This is a genomic window from Paenibacillus sp. FSL R5-0623 (genome assembly GCF_037974265.1).
Lineage (GTDB): Bacteria > Bacillota > Bacilli > Paenibacillales > Paenibacillaceae > Paenibacillus.
Window position 1 is genome coordinate 2,128,485 of the sequence record NZ_CP150233.1, and the last position, 18,648, is coordinate 2,147,132.

An 18,648-nucleotide genomic window follows, 5' to 3' on the forward strand; every position below is an offset into this window, starting at 1 on the left:
ATAGGTTCAATTGATACGAAAAGAGGAATAGTGCAGTGACATTACAACAACTAAAATATGTGATCGAAGTTGCCACGCGCGGTTCCATGAATGAAGCAGCCAAAAGGTTGTTTATCTCGCAACCCAGCCTTTCGAATGCCATTCGGGATCTGGAGCAGGAGTTGCGAATTACTATTTTTGAACGCACCAATAAGGGAATATCTCTGTCTAAAGAAGGCGTTGAGTTTCTGAGTTATGCACGTCAGGTGGTAGAACAAGCTGAATTGCTGGAGAACCGTTATCTGAACGCCAAGCCATCCCCGCAGCACTTCTCCGTATCGACGCAGCATTATGCGTTTGCAGTGAATGCCTTTGTTCGTCTGGTACAGCAGTATGGTCAGGATGAATACGAGCTGGCGCTTCGGGAGACCAAGACCTACGAGATTATTCAGGATGTGAAAAGCCTGCGCAGTGAAATTGGCATCCTGTATTTGAATGAGTTCAATGCCAAGGTGATTAACAAATTGTTAAAAGATGCGGGGTTGGTTTTCACGAGTTTGTTCACAGCCAAGCCCCATATCTTTATCAGTGTGAAGAACCCGCTGGCGAAGCAGGAGTCGGTTGCAATCGAGCAATTGCAGGATTATCCGTACTTGTCATTTGACCAGGGAGAGTACAATTCTTTTCATTTTTCCGAAGAGATCCTGAGTACGTTATCTCACCCCAAAAGCATACAGGTTAATGACCGCGCAACATTGTTTAACCTGTTGATTGGTCTGAATGGTTATACGATCTCTACGGGCGTACTTAGCGCTGATCTGAACGGAAACGAGATCATTCCTGTACCGCTGGAATGTGAGGAATCGATTAATGTAGGGTGGATAAGCCACAAGAGTACTTCCCTCTCTAATCTGGGTGTAGCATATGTCCAGGCTTTGCATGAGGCCATAGGGTCTTAGAAGTGTTAAATGATTCATCAAAAGGCCGTTTCCGGTTGAGTCGGAACGGTCTTTTTGTTGTACCACGATCTTTCAAGTATAGGGTGGTATGTTGTCATCCCGTGTAATAGAATGAAGGTATATGTCGAATAGGTGTAAGAGATTGAAGGGAGAACGGTGAGTGAGAGTTCTGTATCGGAATAAAAGTGAACAGCATGAGCTTACGGTATATGATACCAAAAAGCTTTATGGAGAGAAGGGCCAGTTTCGTGTATTAGAATTCTCCAACGCAGCTGTGCAGGGAGCCATGGATCTGGATGAGCCTAACCGGATGGTGCTGGAGTATCCGAGAGCGATGGTGCATCTAATGGAACGGAATGATCCTGAGTTTAATACCGTATTTGTGGTGGGACATGGTATTGGCACATTGCCAACTTACTTGGCTGATCGCCAGGTAAAGGTGGCTGAGCTTGACGCAGAGGTCGTGGAGTTGAGCCAAACCTTTTTTGGATATGAGGGAAGTCCTGTGCTCATTGGGGATGGTCGTGAATTATTAGACCAGGAACCTGCGGGGACATATGATTATATTATTGTTGATGCCTTTACGGCAACGGGGACACCCGAGCAGTTTATATCCAGTGATTTTTTTGCCATGGTCAAGGACAAGCTGGACTCGGACGGAGCTGTCATCCTTAATGTGTTCGGACGTAGGGGCAACGATCGGCTTGTCAATGCAATCTATACGACACTTCAGGTACAGTTTGCCTATACACGTGCATTTGCATTACCTACAGAAACAGCGGATGAAGTTCAAAATCGCATTTTAATGGGTAGTCATCACCCGATCGAATTTCAGGTTCGTCAGATGGCAGGGTTTGTTGAACAAGAGCCAGAAGAAGGATATATCATTGTAGATTAGGGCGATCCTGAGCAGTGATTCTTCCAGGGAAAGTAAAATGTCATTAAATCGTCAATCTTACGATGTAATTGTTAAGATTTCTCAAACTCTTTATTTGATCTTAACAACTTTTGTATAAGATAGAAGGAATATGCCTTTTCATGAAAATCCGGGGGAAGTAAACGATGATTGCACAGATCAAGAGATCTAGAAGACTACGAAGAAAAATAAAAAACATCAAGAAGATCAGCCTCACGGCTTTACTCGGCGGGTTGGTCACTATTTCAGTTATAATGACATTGACCCTCATGGTCATCTCATCTTATACATCTCAGAAACAGTCACTCATTGATAACACCCTGTCCTTAAACTATGCCAGCGCTGTGCAAATGAGCCAAACGCTGGATTCGCTTTTTGATTCCATGCAGGAGAGCTTGAAATATGCAGCCACATATTTCACGGATATGGATCACTCCAATACAAAAGAGTTGAATTCTACATTGGATTTGGTTCGCAATAGCAGTAATTTTTTCAATTCCGTTTCTTTGGTAGATAAAGCGGGAGTAGTCAAATCTACCTCGCCTTACTCACAGGCTAGCGTAGGTCAACATGTTAGTTCCAATGCAGCAAAAGAAGCGGTTAGTTTGAGGACTTCGTATATCTCCGAAGCGTACCAGACACCCAGAACCAAACGCAGAATTGTATTTGTCAGTGAACCGATCTTTGATTCGACAGGGGAGTACCAAGGAACGATTGGTGGAAATATCTTTTTACAGGAAAATAATATATTGAGTCTCTCTTTTGGCAGTCAGCTCAAGACAAGTAATGGTTCCTACTTTTTTATTGTGGATAAGAAGGGCACTTTGTTATTTCACCCAAACACCAACCGAATCGGTGAAAATGTCAGTAAAAATGAAGTGGTACAAAAGCTGTTAGTAAACGAGAAAGGTAAAGAACAATACAAAAACCTGGCAGGTGTAGATTCGCTTGCAGGTTACTATAAAGTTCCATCAACAGATTGGGGCGTCGTAATCGTGTCTCCAACCCAAACGGTGTACGATCAGCTGAATCATCATATCCGTATGTTGTTGCTGTACACTTCAGTGCCTTTCCTCATCCTGACCCTTATTGTGGTTCGGGTTGCACGCAAGCTTGCCAGTCCTTTTGCTATGCTTGCTGATTTGGTGAATCAGGTCGATAAGGGAGAAGTGGATCTACCGGTGATGAAACCTCACTGGAATAGAGAGGCAGACCTTCTCACAAGGACAGTTGTTGGTGCATTGGCGAACTTTAGGAAACAGACAAACCAGCTTGTCTATGATGCCAGAACCGATGTTTTAACTGGCATGAACAATCGCAGAACCTTCGAAGAAGTCATCCAGGAATGGATTCAGGATGATGTGCCGTTCTCCATTATTGTTCTGGATATCGACCGCTTCAAGTCCATTAATGATACATTCGGGCATCATGCTGGGGATGAAGTATTGAAACACATTGCCAATATCATTCAATTGTCTGTTCGACCAGAAGATGTCTGTGCCCGGTTTGGTGGAGAGGAATTTGTAGTCTTGTTAAGAAATTCAGAGTCTAACGTGGCTTTTGAGATTGCTGAACGTATCCGAATAACGGTCGAAGAAAGCGTATTGCCTATAGATCGTTCCGTCACCATCTCGGCTGGAATTGCTGAATATCCGAAGCATTCCACAACATCCACAGAACTGTTTCACTTGGCGGATAATGCATTGTATCAAGCCAAGGAAGAAGGGCGTAACCGAACGGTTACGATCCAGACGGTTATTAAATAAGCAAACAAAGAAGCTGTTCCCTAAGAATAAGGGACAGCTTCTTTGTTGTTTTATACCTCTTGTGAGGATCTCGCCAGAACCTCATTTGTATACGTTTCTCCCCAATCTCGCATGCTGAAGATAATCGGCCGTAACGTTTCACCAAATGGTGTGAGGGAATACTCCACTTTAGGTGGGATCTGGGGGTATATTTCACGATGAACAATTCCGCTGCCTTCCAACTCTCGAAGTTGCAGGGTGAGCATACGCTGGGTGATGTCAGGAAACAATTTTCGGATCTCGTTAAATCTCAAAGGACCAGAGAATAAATGATACAGAATGGCACCTTTCCACTTGCCTCCGATCACACTAAGGGTGACTTCCACGGAACAGCCGTATGGCGCGGGACATAGCTTGGATGCGTCCTTTTTCATTATAAGTACACCTCCACTTTACGGTGATTTTCTATAGTATCTATTTGGGTGGTTACATTACATAAAGTACGTATAGTACATGAAAGAGCATATCACTTATTATTCAGATTATAAACCCTAATTATAGGCAAAGGCTGACGGGTTGATGTCTATATGATAAAAAAGAGCCCCGGTTTCAGGCTCCTCTCTGGATGTATAAAATATGATGATGAGCGTATATACGCTACTTCAGTGACGATAGAATGGTGTCACATAGAGCCATCGTTGCAATATTATCCTTGGCGCTGGAATGTGGAACAGTCTGATTCTGGCAACACGCGATAAAGTGCACCATTTCACCAACAAACCCGCGTAGATAAAGGTCGCGATAAGCTCCTGACATGGGAGATCCGGAAGGTGTATATACGGTATCTTGCTCTTCGAGAGATTTCCAGGGAAGGCTGGCCGAGCTTCGGGATTGATGAACAGTAAGTGTGTTGATCTCTTCAGCTGACGCAAATCCGTTGTCGAAGGTGACGAGTACACTTTCACTCTCCCGTGACCAAGCACTCATGCCGGTAAAATAAGCGCTGCCTACCACGTTATTCTCAAATACAAGGGAAATGCTTTGATTAATGTGTTCCCCATCCTTCACGGTTGTGCCTGTAACCCGTATTACTTCCCCGAATAAGTAACGCATCAGATCGACCATATGAATGGCAGCGAGCTTCATGAACTGTTCCTCATCCTTGCAAAATGGGGTACTGTCTACAGCGAATTTCATCTGGAATGAACATACCTTACCTAGCGAACCACTATCAATTAGCTCCCTCAGCTTCATGTATACGGGGGCATAACGTTTCATAAAACCAACCATGACAACGACGCCAGCCTGCTCGGCAGCTTCTGCTACAGTGGCGGCTTCCGCTGCGTTCCATCCGAGCGGCTTATCCACGTATACATTCTTGCCAGCCCGAATGCATTCGAGAACAAGAGCGGTCTGATCTACAGGCTGGGCGACCACAACGACTCCGTCACAGATTTCCTGCTGCAACATAAGCTGAGCATTATCATACGCTTGTCCGTTGCTACCAAATCGCAGCAGAGCTGCTTCAGAGCGTTCCATACTGCGTGTGGCAATGGCCTGGATCTGCGCTCCGGCTTCAACAACAGAAGGGTAAATATTCGTGGATGCATGAAACCCGGCACCGATAAAGCACAGATGGGTTGTTTTCAAGGTGGATCTCTCCTTCATTTTTGCATTCTTATGGATGGTATATTTGTTGTTTAATGCTACGATAGGGTGTTTGAAGTTGAGAAAAAAGGACATATGTCCTATTCTTGAATGAATAAAAAAGAAGTTGCATTTTTATTTTGGAGCATGTATACTCTGAATTACGGTAAAACAAGGAATTGTTTCACCGGAACGCTTTTCATCGATGGATGAGGAGATACATATTATGCGGTCGTGGCGGAATTGGCAGACGCGCACGGTTCAGGTCCGTGTGGGCTAACCCCCGTGGAGGTTCGAGTCCTCTCGACCGCATCTAACAAAAAAGGTTCGTGAGTTGCTCTAGGGCAATTCACGAACCTTTTTTTATTTTGTGGATCATTCGTGTGAAGCCTGCATTTTGCTACCAGCATGCTAATGCTAATGTTGCCGCTGGCGCAGAATGACTGCCGTGATGATCCCGGCAATGGCTCCTGCAATACCAAATAGCGTTACACTGGCAACCACTTCAACCGACTGGAGACGAAACAAAAAAGCGATACCGCTGCCAAAAGTGGTTCCGGCGAGAAATCCGAGCGAAATTCCTAATTCTTTCGTTAATTTCATTGCTTCACCTACTTGGAAATGTGAGATATGGATTTGCAAATATTGGGTACAGGCAGTAAAGTGTGATCAGGAAAATCATCACATTTTATTTCCTTTTTTATCTTGTGGTTTTAACCCGTTAATTATGCATGATATCTCATATGGGAGGGTAAGAGCGAATGAATATGAACGAACGAATTGCAGCATGGAATGAGGAAGCACAGCAGTGTGCTTGCGGTCATCAACACAGAGTGGTGGATATGCTGATACATCTGGAAGCTGGTGCCATTCAGAGGTTACCGGGTTATTTGTCTGAGCAAGGATATCTTCAGGTGACGGTTGTTTATGATCAACATACGTTTCGGGCCGCCGGATCTGATGTGCTGAGTAGTATTCGCGAAGCGGGAATGCATGTGGATGAGATCGCTCTACCGGAGAATCGCACGGGGGATATCATTGCGGATGAAGCAGCTATTGTACAAGTCATGTTGGGTGTGAGACTCGAAAGTCAGGCTGTAATTGCGGTGGGTTCAGGTACCATTCATGATCTGGTGAGATTTGTTTGTTCCAAAATGAACAAGCCCTTTCTGTCGATACCGACAGCGGCTTCAGTGGATGGGTTTACCTCTGCGGGTGCACCCTTAATTGTAAGCGGAATCAAACAGACATTTCAGGCTGTTCCGCCTGAAGCCATTTTTGCCGATATGAATATCCTGGAGCAAGCTCCCCAAGTGATGACGGCTGCCGGATTCGGAGATATGCTTGGCAAATATACTTCCCTTGCAGACTGGATCGTTTCTCGTGAACTGGGCGGAGAACCGTTCTGTCCGGTCGCTTATCGGATGACAGAAGAAGCGCTGAATACCTGCATAGATCATGTACAAGCTATTGCGGAGGGGCGAGCAGAGGGAGTAGCTGTATTAATGGACGCATTAATTGTTTCCGGTATCTCCATGCTGATCATTGACCATTCCCGTCCGGCATCCGGAGGTGAGCATCATCTGTCCCATATTTTGGAGATGGATCTGATGCAAGCGGGAGAAAGACCGGTTCTGCATGGTGCCAAAGTTGGCGTAGCATGTGCATTGCTTACAGTGAAATATAAAGAACTTGCACAGACATCGGATGAACCAGTGTTTGGGATATATGATCAATTGCCGGAGGCTTCTCAGCTCATCGCATGGTTGGAACAAGTAGGTGGACCTGTGACTACTGAGCAACTCGGTGTAACCCCGGAGATGGTGGAACATGCATTCAACACAGCGCATACGCTTCGTCCTCGATATACCGGATTGAGATATATCAATGAAGTGTTAAACACGAGTTTAGGATGACCTTTTAGAGAGAATGATCATGATGAAATGCATTAACTTCACTTGTAGCGGGCTGTGATGGCTCTCCTTGGGAGCAAAAGACGAAAAAGGGTAGGTTATCTGACATTTCTGATGGAATAGCCAGAATAGTGCTTCAAGTCCGAGAGAGAAGGCATGCATTTATTTTAAAAAAGGCTCTGGCCTCCCTATGGGGAGATCAGAGCCTTTTGGCTGTTCGCTTATTTAGTTGTTGCGACGATCTTTCAAGATGACATCTGCGAACAAAATAGTTTTCGGGATACGGAAAAATTGCTCCGCTTGTTCCTGAAATGCAGCAGAAGGCAGTGTTCCCTGATGCAGCCATTTGCGGAAAGTGCCGGGATGAACCCCGATCCAGTGGCTGACATCTGTCACCGACAGATCATGGACCATACACAAGCCTGTCAAAATACGGTTACTAACCGGAGAACGGGTCACCGTACGCTTCATGAAGCGAGATGACTCGGGTTGACATATGACAGGGCTATTACGCACAACTTCTTCATTGAAGAGAATATGACGCGGGTAGCCGAGTAATTGGCAAGTCTTGTCCAAATTGGTACTGCCGGGTATCCGTCCTTCATATACCCACGCACTGACACTGCGTGAAGAGATGGAGAGGTCTTCAGCAAGCTGGGACAACTTGATATCATTGGCCATCAGCACGGCAAGAAGAACACGGTTGCGGATTTGACAGCGTGTCGGTTTTCGGAATCGTTTAACACGGACGCCTTTTCCCAAGTATTTACGGTTGATCAGAGACCACGCCTGGATGGAATGTTGTTCTGGTTGATTAGGCATATTTCCTCCGATTTTTTTTAACCAAATACTACAATAAACAACGGGGTACTTTCAAGTGCCGGGATTACCGGTTACAAATGCGTCAATGCGTCAATTCATGATAAAGAGGGAACTACGAACTAGACCATGCGCAATTCACATCCTAGTATATTCCTAGATTACAATGTTTCACTAAAAATGAGGGGAGAAATTCGGCAGGAATAAAAATAATATAGTTCTAATTACTTATTATTAGGTCTAAAGAACTTTTATCTGTTTTTTGTTGATATGATGCGGTTTATTTCCCTGAATTCCCCAAAAGCATGTGATTTTCGTTCCCCTGTTGCGAAGAGGATGTGCACAAATCTGAAATGATAAATCCGCGTGTTCAGCATGACATGTGACCTGTCAAATCTCTTACTTTTACATATATTGTATGATACTCAAGTGTAAGGGAGAGGTGAGGGACGTGCATCTATCTGTGAATACCTTTGCTGTCATCTCGGGAGCATTTGTTACGTTTGCTTTTGGCGGATGGGATCAATTGCTGAGCCTGCTCGCGGTCGCGATGGCTGTGGATTATATAACAGGTTTGGCAGCGGCGGTAAGAACAGGTGCCGGGTTAAATAGCAACATTGGATTCTGGGGGATTGCTCGCAAAGGGCTCATGCTGACTGTTGTTTTGCTTGCTCATCGAATTGATCTGATCATGGGAACCGATTTTATTAAAGGCGGAGCTATTTATTTCTATCTGGTGAATGAACTCATTTCGATTACTGAGAATTATGCCAAAATCGGTCTTCCATTGCCTGCAAAGCTGAGACAGGCCATTGCAGTGTTGAAGAAACAGGAGGATCAGGAGTATCTGACGAATCGTGAATGGTCCAAACCGCAGCAAACTCCAGACAACATCAAGCAGCAGGCTGAAACAGGACAAACTCTGCAGGATGAATCCGCGAAACAGACGGAGGATGGATCTCAAAAGAAATCCGAATCGAAAGAAAACGGTTCGGATTAGTTTTTCTTATCAAGAGAACGTTTCCAAGTATCCTTTCGTAATATAGAACGTTATGATATATTTTGGATACATGAAAATTCATTCATTCCTACTATTTATATTAAACGAGGTGCTTGCCCAGATGATAAAACATATTGTTCTGTTCAAAATGAAAGATCGCTCAGCAGAAAGTATTGAAGCTGCAGCCCAGGTGCTTCGCAATCTGGAAGGTAAAATTGATGTCCTGGTTTCACTTGAAATCGGGATTGATGTGCTTCGCTCGGAGAGATCGTTCGACATTTCACTCACGGCGGAGTTTGCGTCACTGGAGGATCTTCAGGCGTATCAGGTACACCCGCTTCATCAGGAAGTTATCAAGTACATGAACGAAGTCAGAGAACAGTCAATTGCAGTGGACTACGAAATCTGATCTGTCATTCAAACTACGTTGAGATAAAGGGGACTCTGCATGAGCGATTTAAGAGACGTTATGGAATTTCTGTATATTTTTGTTGTGTTTCTAATCGCTTGTCCTGTGATGATATTCTGGCTTAAGCGAAGAGGGAAACGGAACCGATAACTCACTGAACGGGAAGTGAACGAATGTATTATGTGAACAGAGAACAGATTGCCCGCCGGCTTGCTGCTGTACCGGAAGTAGCTGAAGGGCTTCGCGGGGCAGCAGAAGCTTGGGATGGCAGTCTCATGCTTGGGATGGTACAGGAACGTTGTCTTCACCTGGCGATCGAGATTGTTACCGATGTGGGAAGTTATCTGATAGACGGCTTCATCATGAGAGATGCGAGCAGCTATGATGATATTATTCAGATTAATTATGAAGAAAAGGTTTTTGATAATCCAACCTATGAGATATTGCGTCAGCTTGTCACGTTACGCAAGCCACTGGTGCAGGATTATTACACCTGGGAGCGGTCTGAGCTCCACCCACTTAGCGTAGAGTTGCCGAGTATACTTGAACATTTTACTACTCAGGTTAGTGCCTACGTGGAAAAAGAACTTGGTCCTTTCAATACGGCACAGGCCGAGGGACAGCGTAAGGAATGAGGGAAATCGCATGACAAATGAATCAAAAGAATTCAATGAAGCAAATACTGAAAGTAACGAAACAAATGAAACACCTTCCGGATTCCATCCGGTGTATATGGTTGAACTCTTGTTCCGGGAACGTCCAGAGGTGGATCGCCTGCGTTTGCAGGAAGCAATGATTCGCCATACAGGACAAGTCCGACTGGATGTGAAACAAGAGAGCGGAGGGCAAAAGCATGAGATGCTTGTCTTCTATCATCTGGACCACAAGGTATCCTTTCAGGAAGGGGATATCCCTGCTCAGACTTGTATGCTTCCTGTGAATGAAATTACGGATCGTGCACGTTTTGGCGGTGCTCTGCAACAAGCATGGCATTGGCCGGAAGTGGGACAGGTTGTAGAAGCTTCGCGGTACTCCATCCGGATACATGATATGTTCACGGCTGCCATGCCTCGAAAACAGCGATTGGAGCTGTTTCAGAAGACTGTGCTGGCAATCATGGAAAGTTTGACCTGTGATGCGCTGTATTGGTATGGCAGTGATAAGCTGGTTGAACCTGAAGCATATACGCAAGCTCAGGAACGTGAGGAACATCTGTATGCAGCCATGAACGTTCGAATGTATCAAGCCGGAGGTACAGAGGAGCAGCGCGGGTTGGTCATGGATACCGTGGGATTATCTGCGCTGGGTGTACCTGATGTCCAGTGTCACTTCGTCGGTCTTGATCCGGATACGGTGGCTCAGACCTTACTGGGTGCAGCGTATTACATATTTGATCAGGGGGATGTCCTGCAAGATGGACAGACGCTGGGTTCCTCAGGTGGACGTCGCTGGCGTTGTGAACATCAGGCGGCATTGATTGCACCTGGACGATATGTTATTGATTTGGACCCGGGGGATGAGCATGCCGCGGCTGATCTCGAGCCGGCTCGTCAGAACTGAGTTAAGCCAAATCATTTGCTTCCATTCAAAAGGGGCGTTCAGATTATTTTTAACATCTGGAGTGTCAAGTCAAGCCTGTGCTGCTTATAATGCATCAACAGAGTAGGCATTCGCCCGGATGGCTGAGCGACAGACCGTTGCTTCTAGTCCGGTACTTAAACAATAGTAAAGGGAGAGATGTGACGTGAAGGATTCTAACAAAAGTTTGTTGTGGGGAGCTCTTATTGGCTCCGTGGTTGGTTCAGTAACGGCATTGTTGCTGGCGCCGAAATCGGGACGTGAACTTCGTCAGGATATTACAGAAGGTGCTCGTCAGGTATCGGAGAAAGGTCAAGAACTGGCTGGTATCGTGGGAGAACAAAGTTCGCAGATCGTATCCAAAGTTAAAGAGACCGCAGATGTCGTGATTCAGGATATTCAATCCTGGCGCAATTGCGCTGAAGGGAAAGAAATTCGCATATCGGCAGCCATTGTTGATAACGATATCGATAAAACAGTGGATGAACCCGGAATTGACATCGTAGCAAAGCTTCCTTCGGATGAGTCCAAGGACGACAACTAAGCAATGCTTGATAAGCAGGCTTTCCTCTATTTAGAGGAGAGCCTGCTTTGTTGCGTGTCCACACATAGATGACTTAGCGTGTGGATTTAATTTGAACCCTGCGATGAAATCGGGTAAGATGTAGGTACCTTTTTGCCGGAATGTTCATACGGTAGGAAGAAAGCTCTGAGAAACAATCGTTTATAGAACCAATTCAATGAAGAAGGAAGCGGTGTGTTCGTGCAGCAAGCAATCGCTATATTAGACTCCGGTGTGGGGGGATTGACGGTCGCCAAGGAAGTGATGCGTCAGCTCCCGCGGGAAAAGATCATTTATTTTGGGGATACTGCCCGGACACCGTACGGACCCCGTTCGTCCGAACAAGTAAAACAATTTACGGAACAAATCGTTGATTTCTTGATCCAATTCGATCCGAAGGTTATCGTTATCGCCTGTAACACAGCAACAGCAGCCGCGTTGGAGTATATCCGTGGCAAGGTGAATATGCCTGTCATTGGTGTTATACATCCGGGTGCGCGGGCCGCAATCACAGCGACACGTACAGGACGTATTGGTGTGATTGGTACCACGGGTACCATAGGTAGCGGGGCTTATACATCAGCACTCAAGCAGTTGTCCCCCTATATTGATGTGGTCAGTCAGGCTTGTCCGGCGCTGGTGCCGTTGGTGGAACAAGGTGAATTTCGTTCCGAGCACACGACACATACGGTGGAACAATCATTGGGCGGGATCAAACAACAGCCAATAGATTGTCTTATTCTGGGTTGTACGCATTATCCCTTTCTCATGGACACGATTCAGGAAGTTATGGGACAGGAAGTGAAATTAATCAGTTCAGCAGATGAAACGGCACGTGAAATCAGTACGATATTATATGATAAACGAAAGCTGGCCAGTGGGGATGAGACTCCGGTGCATCAATTTTTCTGCACGGGTGACCCGCGAATGTTCCAGAATATCACCCGTCGATGGTTGGGGGAGCAGATCTCCAAGACCCCTGTTGTCTGGCAGGTTACGCAATTATCATAGTTATACTCAAATAATGCATGAATAAGACTTTTAATTAATGTATTTTGGTTGTGGACTATCCCGGAACTGTGAAGTTCCGGGATTTTTTGTCGTCATTATGCATTAACCGAAGATAAACATGATTCATGTCACATGACGGACAACCTGACCTGCATACATATGTTACAGACACGAGATTGGTCAGAACTGGACAGGAGACCTGTCTTTTCCTGTGGAAAGGAGAACAACATGGATCTACAGTGGATTATTGTTCAGCGGGGAGATACGTTGCCGCGAATTGCGTCAGCACACTATATGACCAAAGAGCTCCTTGCTGCACTAAACCCGGAAGTGGCTTCCCAGCCATACTTGCTGGCAGGTCAGATGCTGCGTATTGTCCCCGGGACAGGTCGCAGATACGCTGTACCGCCTGGAGAAAGTGTAGGGGAGATTGCAGGGAGATTTGGAATGGACGAAGAGGTGTTGCGCCAGGCCAATCCCGAAATCACCAATGGAACCGACTGGGTTGGTCGCTGTATTCATATTCCGGCTTCGAATGGAAAAACTATAGTGAAGATTCAGGGAGAGTATGGTTATCGAGAATTAATCAGGGATATAGACAAGCTGGAGAATCAATACCCGTTTATCGAGACGGGGTCCATTGGAACAAGTGTTATGGGGAAGTCGCTGCCTTATTTGCGAATTGGGCAAGGGTCGAGACATATCCATGTTAACGCTTCCGTTCATGCTAATGAATGGTTAACAACAGTAGTTCTGATGAAGTTTATCGAGGAATATGCCGAGGCGTATAGTGCGGATAGGACATGGCATCAATACCAGACAGAACGCTGGATGCAAGAGACGACACTCTGGGCCGTGCCGATGGTTAATCCGGACGGGGTCGAACTGGTTCAGGAAGGTGTGGTCAATCAGCATCCACATGCACAGCAGTTGTTAGCCTGGAATGCCGACAGATCACATTTCACCCATTGGAAGGCCAACATCAGAGGGGTGGATCTGAATGATCAATTTCCAGCCCATTGGGATGAAGAAGCAGCGAGAAGAGGTGTGACCTCACCTGGCCCCAGGGATTATGCAGGGAAAGCGCCATTGACAGAACCGGAGGCACAGGCGCTTGCGCAGTGGACGCAGCAACATACATTTGATGCGGTAGTATCCCTGCATAGTCAGGGACAGGAGATTTATTGGAACTATCGCGATCTTGAACCCAGGGAGAGTGGACCGCTGTCGCGCAGACTCGCCAAAGCTTCCGGCTACAAGGCGGTGAAGCTCGGTGGCAGTGATGCCGGATACAAGGACTGGTTTATTCAAGATTTCGGTAGACCGGGCTTCACGGTAGAAGTTGGATTGGGTGTTAATCCGCTTCCCGTAGAACAGTTTGATGATATTTGTATAGAAGTGGGAATGTTGCTGGCTGAACTGTTATCCAATGGACAATGAGGCAAGACTCCGAATTATGATGGTGTGAAACTTAACAGTAGATCATTCGTATAACAGGAACGGGCGCCATGAGCGACGTTCCGTTTTTATTATTTTTTATGATGACATTCTACGTCATTCGTTCTGAATGTTTTTGAACGGGTAATGATGGATGTGCCGTTTCGGCGACATATACAATTATACGGAGGGATTCAAATGAAGTGGAGAAGACTGCTGTCGTTCAAACGATGGACACAAGTTTTCAAAAGGCTCCCCCGGCTGCTCCGGGCTCCGCAGATTCCTTTGGGAGAAAAGCTGTTGTTTATTATTCCAGCGTTGCTGTACTGGGTACTTCCTGACGTGATGCCGTTTATGCCCATCGATGATATCGGGGTCACTTTGATTCTGATGAACTGGTTTGTAAGCCGGGCAGAACGTAAATATCCTGTGCTTCAGGAGAGTGCACCTTCTTAATTTGCGGCCCAATGGATCATTTTAACATTGAATTCGCATCAATGTTATTGCGAAGAGCGGTAACTTTCTTTACAATAGATGCTGTAGTTTAAGAATGCTGAAATTGTTGAAACCTGCAATTACAATATAGGAGATGAAGAGAATGAACTGCAAAATTACGCGTAATGCTGCTAAAGTATTGAAGCTTGAATTGGACAAGCCGGAGAACGAAGGGAAAAAACTGCGCGTTGTCATCACACATGCACATGGTGACCATGCTCACTACGGGCTTGATCTCGACACACCAAAAGAAAATGATACAGTTGTATCTACCGATAAAGAGATTGATGTCATTCTCGCGAATGATCAGCCTTTGTTGAACGGTGTTAAAATTGACTACCTCTACTTCCCGGAAGAGGGATTTGTTATTACGAATCCGTCCCAAGGTAATCACGGCGACCACTAAGGGCGCGAAGAAGGGGAACTCATGGCTAACGATATCCGCGTATGCGAAAAGTGTAATCATGTCCGACTGAAATCGATTGTACCCAAGCTGCAAAAAATGGCTCCAGACACGGAGATCAAGATTGGGTGCAAATCCTATTGCGGTCCTTGCGCGAAACGTGCATTTGTCTTTATCAATGGTCGGTATATCAGTGCGCCGACAGAAGAAGAAGTGCTCGCCAAAGTCGCAAAGTTTGTGAAGTAACAGGATATAACAAGGTGAGTGGAGAAAAACTGTCCGCACATCAGAAAGGAGGGGCTACGTGCCTCTCCTTTTTTGCGTTTGGGTAGCAGTGAAAGGATGTGTTACTCCATAGCACCTTCGATCATTTCAGTAATTTGAAAGGAATCTTCTTGAATTTCAATGGCAATGACCGTATTATCCTTTTTCAGAAAATGTACATGTCCCAGCCGTTCTTCCTCTATTTCCACCCATCCTGTATCAGCTAACTTCTGAAAATAATCCATTGGCGGGTATAGTCCTTGCTCACCCCCAATATGTTTCAGTTCATACTTAGCCCCTTTTTTAAGGTTGGGATCATCGGAATAAGCTATGTTTTCGATAAGCTTTGCATTGGTTGGAACCGGGATGTCTGGGTTCATGGATGACGCTGTATATCCTTCTATCTCGTATGTTGCAGGAGTGCAGCCTTGTACCCAAATGAGCAAGGGCAACATGCAGAGTGTCAGTAATATTTTCTTCAAATAACTTCCTCCTGATTTGGAATGATTACCTAATAAACGTAGCGAAATCAATTAAAGTTACGATGAAAATACAAAAGAAGAATAAGGAAGGCTTGTGTTATCCATCCTAAAGGGGTAACAGGAACATGATAATCCCAAGGAGGAATACTCATGCCGAAGCGTTATGATTCCAGTTTGCAAGCCGATACCACCGTATCTCAGGCGCAAAATGCGGTGAACAAGCTTCATTATGCTGTATCTCAGGCCATGTCTCATCCGACGGCACAGACCATTGTACAGGCGGAACGACGTCTGGCACACACGGAGCAGGCGATGCGACAAGCAGAGCTTTCACTCGGAGGGCAAGGTGTTGAGTTGGCAGAGGAAATGTTCATCGAGGAGAAGAAAAGATTGAATTCAATCCAGAGTCAGCACGGTCAAGGGAATTTATAACGTTCCTGTCACATCAGAACCCGCAGGGCAGCAATGCTTTGCGGGTTTTTCATCTCTTTTGCAAAGACTCTCGATACATGGGTTTACTCCGACAGTATGTCGAATGGTCGCTTAAAATTCTGTGAGAAGGTTAATAGAACAAGAGCAGGCAAAATTCCATGCGGGAGGTACAGAATGACAAAACATATTACAGATTGTACAATTCTGAACAACGGAGTAACGATGCCATGGCTAGGATTTGGAACATATAAAGCAAAAGGTAAGGAAGTGCAACAGGCGGTTGAGACCGCTTTGGAGGTTGGATATCGGAGTATTGATACCGCGTCCATCTATGGCAATGAAGAAGAAGTGGGACAAGCTATTGCAAGCAGTGGTGTTGCCCGTAACGAACTGTTTGTGACGACCAAGCTCTGGAATGAGGATCAGGGATTTGATTCAACGTTGAGAGCATTTGAAGCCAGTCAGAAAGCACTTGGACTGAATGTGATTGATCTTTACTTAATTCACTGGCCTGGCAGAGACCAGTATAAGGAGACGTGGAGAGCATTCGAACGTCTATATAGCGAAGGAAGCATCCGTGCGATTGGTGTGAGTAATTTTCAAGTTCACCATTTGCAAGATATCATAGATGAGGGCGGAACGGTGCCTGCGGTAAATCAGGTAGAGCTGCATCCAGGCCTGATCCAGCAGGAACTTCAGGATTTCTGTGGGGCGCAGGGAATTCAACTGGAGGCTTGGAGCCCGATCATGAAAGGCAAGCTGAACCAAGAGTCCACGCTCAAGGCGCTGGCCCAGAAATATGGGAAAACGCCAGCACAGATCATTCTGCGCTGGGACATTCAGAATCAGATTGTGACGATTCCGAAGTCGGTAACTCCAGAACGTATTCGTGAGAATGCGGACATCTTTGACTTTGAATTAACACCGGATGAATTGAGACAAATTGATGCACTGGATTCCGATAAGCGGACGGGTCCACATCCAGATCAACTTTTCTGGGATTAAGTGGGTGGCGCTAATTGAATATAAGTGTTTGATGAACTACTTGTGTTTGTTCCGGTTACGGAATCGTTCTTTTGATCGCTGTTGTCTCCAAATTTTTTTGATTCCTCTTTTCAGAGGATAAAATTTGGAGACAAAGGCGAACGCTTCGCTTCTTCAGAATCGATTCCGTTCCCTCCACAGTAACTGTTCATCAAACACAAAAATATACAATGAGCTAGAATGGTGTGTAGTATATAAAAAAAGCAGCAGGATCGGGAAATATCCCCGTTCCTGCTGCTTTTTGTGTTATTTATTCGAATTGGATGGTGGCACTTCGCATCCGTCATCTGTGCAGATGCCACTGCCGTCTGTTTCTGTTGTGTTGGATTCAACCATGGTGAATGGGGAACGATCGTCCCATGCTTTTTGAATGGCATCCAGGAACACCTCGTCAGGCTGAGCACCTGATACGGCGAACTTGCGGTCGAATACAAAGAACGGTACACCGCGGATGCCGAGTTGCTCGCCTTCCGCTTGGTCGGCTCGGACATTGTCGGTGAATTGATCACTGGACAGCACTGCCGTAGCTGCATCTCGATCCAAGCCAACTTCCTCTGCTAACTGAGCCAACACTTCAGGGTCGCCGGAGTGTTTACCTTCAATAAACACAGCTTGGAAGATTCGTTCACTCAGTTCAAGCGCTTTACCTTGTGTATCTGCCCAGTGTGTCAAGCGGTGAGCTGAGAAGGAGTTCGTAGGGATCATGGCATCGATATTGTATTCCAGTCCTGCCGTGCGAGCATTGGCATTCATCTGGGCATTCATACCTTTGGCCTGTTCCACGCTCATATTATATTTGGCAGCCAGATATTCCGAATTGGTTTTGCCTGGGTTCAATGCAGCGTTTGGATCAAGCTCGAAGCTTTTGAATTGCAGCTTCACTTCATCACGGTGTGGGAACTGTTCCAGTACATTCTCCAGACGGCGTTTGCCGATATAACAGAAAGGGCACAGAAAATCAGACCATATCTCAATATTCATTTTATTATAACCTCCAACATTCTTTTAGTTGAAACCAATATGGTTACAATTATAAAGCCACTTTCTATAATTCGCAAGGAGATTACTATTTATCCCGATTTGCCTTGGACCAATGGTACGGTTGAATCTCATCCAGTCTCTTGAAGACCAGTTGACCAGAAGGATCGTATACGGCAGCTTTGACTTCTTCGCCCCAGTAAAATAATCGTTCCTGGCATACACCGCAAGGTGTAAGAATCTTAAATTCCGAATGCTCGTCATCGCGAGCGATACAGAGGGAGTGGGTGACGCGTTCGTTCAATTTGTGGGCTTCCAGATAAGCTCCTGTTTCCATACATAGATGCGTGGCATCGTTGATCACCTCTGGAGCTACACTAATCAGCAGGGAGCCAGCTTCGGTATAGACGGCACCCGCACCGCCCCATCCCTGAGGATAACGTTGCTTCACAAATTTTGCGGCTGCATCGAACAATTTCTGTTCAATATGGAGTGATTCAGTGTGTGATGACATGTAATGCAAGTTCCCCTTTATAAATTCAAATTCAATTCATTTCGTGTATTTGTTTAGTTTG

22 protein-coding genes, 1 tRNA gene and 1 pseudogene are annotated in these 18,648 nt (G+C 45.7%); 17 read left to right on the forward strand and 7 right to left on the reverse strand.

Features of this window, described 5'->3' with window-relative positions; genetic code table 11:
• Positions 1 to 35: 35 nt before the first annotated feature.
• From MKY92_RS09800 to MKY92_RS09810, 3 genes are all read left to right on the forward strand, one after another.
• Positions 36 to 938 (forward strand): LysR family transcriptional regulator, encoded by a 903-nt coding sequence (locus MKY92_RS09800; RefSeq protein WP_076209057.1) that lies wholly within the window; start codon positions 36 to 38, stop codon positions 936 to 938.
• 160 nt (positions 939 to 1,098) lie between these two features.
• Entirely contained in the window at positions 1,099 to 1,836 is a 738-nt protein-coding gene (locus MKY92_RS09805) for a fused MFS/spermidine synthase (protein ID WP_339300455.1), read from the forward strand.
• Between the two features lie 287 nt (positions 1,837 to 2,123).
• The gene (locus MKY92_RS09810) at positions 2,124 to 3,620 is read left to right on the forward strand and encodes a sensor domain-containing diguanylate cyclase (protein ID WP_339300456.1); all 1,497 of its coding nucleotides are present in this window, start codon (positions 2,124 to 2,126) and stop codon (positions 3,618 to 3,620) included.
• 50 nt (positions 3,621 to 3,670) lie between these two features.
• Here the strand turns inward: MKY92_RS09810 and MKY92_RS09815 are convergent, their stop codons facing one another.
• Complete coding sequence (locus MKY92_RS09815) at positions 3,671 to 4,033, reverse strand: helix-turn-helix domain-containing protein (protein ID WP_339300458.1); 363 nt, start codon at positions 4,031 to 4,033, stop codon at positions 3,671 to 3,673.
• 223 nt (positions 4,034 to 4,256) lie between these two features.
• Positions 4,257 to 5,249 (reverse strand): Gfo/Idh/MocA family oxidoreductase, encoded by a 993-nt coding sequence (locus MKY92_RS09820; protein ID WP_339300460.1) that lies wholly within the window; start codon positions 5,247 to 5,249, stop codon positions 4,257 to 4,259.
• A 225-nt stretch (positions 5,250 to 5,474) separates the two neighbouring features.
• Here MKY92_RS09820 and MKY92_RS09825 point away from each other — a divergent pair.
• A tRNA-Leu gene (locus MKY92_RS09825) sits at positions 5,475 to 5,558 on the forward strand.
• Positions 5,559 to 5,663: 105 nt separating this feature from the next.
• Here the strand turns inward: MKY92_RS09825 and MKY92_RS09830 are convergent.
• Positions 5,664 to 5,849, reverse strand: coding sequence for a hypothetical protein (locus MKY92_RS09830; RefSeq protein ID WP_036609735.1), 186 nt, complete (start codon positions 5,847 to 5,849; stop codon positions 5,664 to 5,666).
• Between the two features lie 158 nt (positions 5,850 to 6,007).
• Here MKY92_RS09830 and MKY92_RS09835 point away from each other — a divergent pair, with 158 nt between their 5' ends.
• Complete coding sequence (locus tag MKY92_RS09835; protein WP_339300461.1) at positions 6,008 to 7,162, forward strand: sn-glycerol-1-phosphate dehydrogenase; 1,155 nt, start codon at positions 6,008 to 6,010, stop codon at positions 7,160 to 7,162.
• Between the two features lie 222 nt (positions 7,163 to 7,384).
• On the opposite strand, the gene MKY92_RS09840 is transcribed toward MKY92_RS09835, so the two are convergent.
• Positions 7,385 to 7,981: a helix-turn-helix transcriptional regulator gene (locus tag MKY92_RS09840; RefSeq protein ID WP_017689431.1), complete on the reverse strand. Its 597-nt coding sequence runs from the start codon at positions 7,979 to 7,981 to the stop codon at positions 7,385 to 7,387.
• Between the two features lie 448 nt (positions 7,982 to 8,429).
• Here MKY92_RS09840 and MKY92_RS09845 point away from each other — a divergent pair.
• The 10 genes and pseudogenes from MKY92_RS09845 to MKY92_RS09890 all read left to right on the forward strand — a co-directional run.
• Positions 8,430 to 8,813, forward strand: a pseudogene (locus MKY92_RS09845) (phage holin family protein); the annotation flags it as partial.
• A 286-nt stretch (positions 8,814 to 9,099) separates the two neighbouring features.
• The gene (locus tag MKY92_RS09850; RefSeq protein ID WP_017689429.1) at positions 9,100 to 9,387 is read left to right on the forward strand and encodes a Dabb family protein; all 288 of its coding nucleotides are present in this window, start codon (positions 9,100 to 9,102) and stop codon (positions 9,385 to 9,387) included.
• Between the two features lie 173 nt (positions 9,388 to 9,560).
• Complete coding sequence (locus MKY92_RS09855) at positions 9,561 to 10,022, forward strand: HepT-like ribonuclease domain-containing protein (protein ID WP_076318399.1); 462 nt, start codon at positions 9,561 to 9,563, stop codon at positions 10,020 to 10,022.
• Positions 10,023 to 10,032: 10 nt separating this feature from the next.
• Positions 10,033 to 10,947 carry a DUF4261 domain-containing protein gene (locus tag MKY92_RS09860; RefSeq protein ID WP_339300463.1) on the forward strand — a complete coding sequence of 305 codons (915 nt, stop codon included), beginning with the start codon at positions 10,033 to 10,035 and terminating at the stop codon, positions 10,945 to 10,947.
• Between the two features lie 184 nt (positions 10,948 to 11,131).
• Positions 11,132 to 11,509 (forward strand): YtxH domain-containing protein, encoded by a 378-nt coding sequence (locus MKY92_RS09865; protein ID WP_211081786.1) that lies wholly within the window; start codon positions 11,132 to 11,134, stop codon positions 11,507 to 11,509.
• Between the two features lie 219 nt (positions 11,510 to 11,728).
• Positions 11,729 to 12,538 carry a glutamate racemase gene (gene racE, locus MKY92_RS09870; protein WP_313771487.1) on the forward strand — a complete coding sequence of 270 codons (810 nt, stop codon included), beginning with the start codon at positions 11,729 to 11,731 and terminating at the stop codon, positions 12,536 to 12,538.
• 228 nt (positions 12,539 to 12,766) lie between these two features.
• A complete protein-coding gene (locus MKY92_RS09875) occupies positions 12,767 to 13,978 on the forward strand; it encodes a M14 family metallopeptidase (protein ID WP_339300464.1) in 1,212 nt (403 codons plus the stop codon).
• A 195-nt stretch (positions 13,979 to 14,173) separates the two neighbouring features.
• Entirely contained in the window at positions 14,174 to 14,431 is a 258-nt protein-coding gene (locus tag MKY92_RS09880) for a hypothetical protein (RefSeq protein WP_339300465.1), read from the forward strand.
• A gap of 142 nt (positions 14,432 to 14,573) precedes the next feature.
• Positions 14,574 to 14,876 (forward strand): heme biosynthesis protein HemY, encoded by a 303-nt coding sequence (locus tag MKY92_RS09885; RefSeq protein WP_036670085.1) that lies wholly within the window; start codon positions 14,574 to 14,576, stop codon positions 14,874 to 14,876.
• Between the two features lie 21 nt (positions 14,877 to 14,897).
• On the forward strand, positions 14,898 to 15,119 hold the full coding sequence (locus MKY92_RS09890) for a DUF1450 domain-containing protein (protein ID WP_017689421.1): 222 nt from the start codon (positions 14,898 to 14,900) through the stop codon (positions 15,117 to 15,119).
• 101 nt (positions 15,120 to 15,220) lie between these two features.
• Here MKY92_RS09890 and MKY92_RS09895 read toward each other — a convergent pair whose 3' ends face one another.
• Positions 15,221 to 15,619: a hypothetical protein gene (locus tag MKY92_RS09895; protein WP_339300467.1), complete on the reverse strand. Its 399-nt coding sequence runs from the start codon at positions 15,617 to 15,619 to the stop codon at positions 15,221 to 15,223.
• Between the two features lie 150 nt (positions 15,620 to 15,769).
• On the opposite strand from MKY92_RS09895, the gene MKY92_RS09900 reads away from it, so the two are divergent.
• Positions 15,770 to 16,051, forward strand: a complete 282-nt coding sequence (locus MKY92_RS09900; protein ID WP_339300469.1) for a hypothetical protein — start codon at positions 15,770 to 15,772, stop codon at positions 16,049 to 16,051.
• Positions 16,052 to 16,225: 174 nt separating this feature from the next.
• The gene (locus MKY92_RS09905) at positions 16,226 to 17,056 is read left to right on the forward strand and encodes an aldo/keto reductase (RefSeq protein WP_036670089.1); all 831 of its coding nucleotides are present in this window, start codon (positions 16,226 to 16,228) and stop codon (positions 17,054 to 17,056) included.
• 285 nt (positions 17,057 to 17,341) lie between these two features.
• On the opposite strand, the gene MKY92_RS09910 is transcribed toward MKY92_RS09905, so the two are convergent.
• Together MKY92_RS09910 and MKY92_RS09915 are read right to left on the reverse strand one after the other, a co-directional pair.
• Positions 17,342 to 18,076: a DsbA family oxidoreductase gene (locus MKY92_RS09910; protein WP_339300471.1), complete on the reverse strand. Its 735-nt coding sequence runs from the start codon at positions 18,074 to 18,076 to the stop codon at positions 17,342 to 17,344.
• Between the two features lie 85 nt (positions 18,077 to 18,161).
• Entirely contained in the window at positions 18,162 to 18,587 is a 426-nt protein-coding gene (locus tag MKY92_RS09915; RefSeq protein ID WP_339300472.1) for a cytidine deaminase, read from the reverse strand.
• Between the last annotated feature and the right edge of the window lie 61 nt (positions 18,588 to 18,648).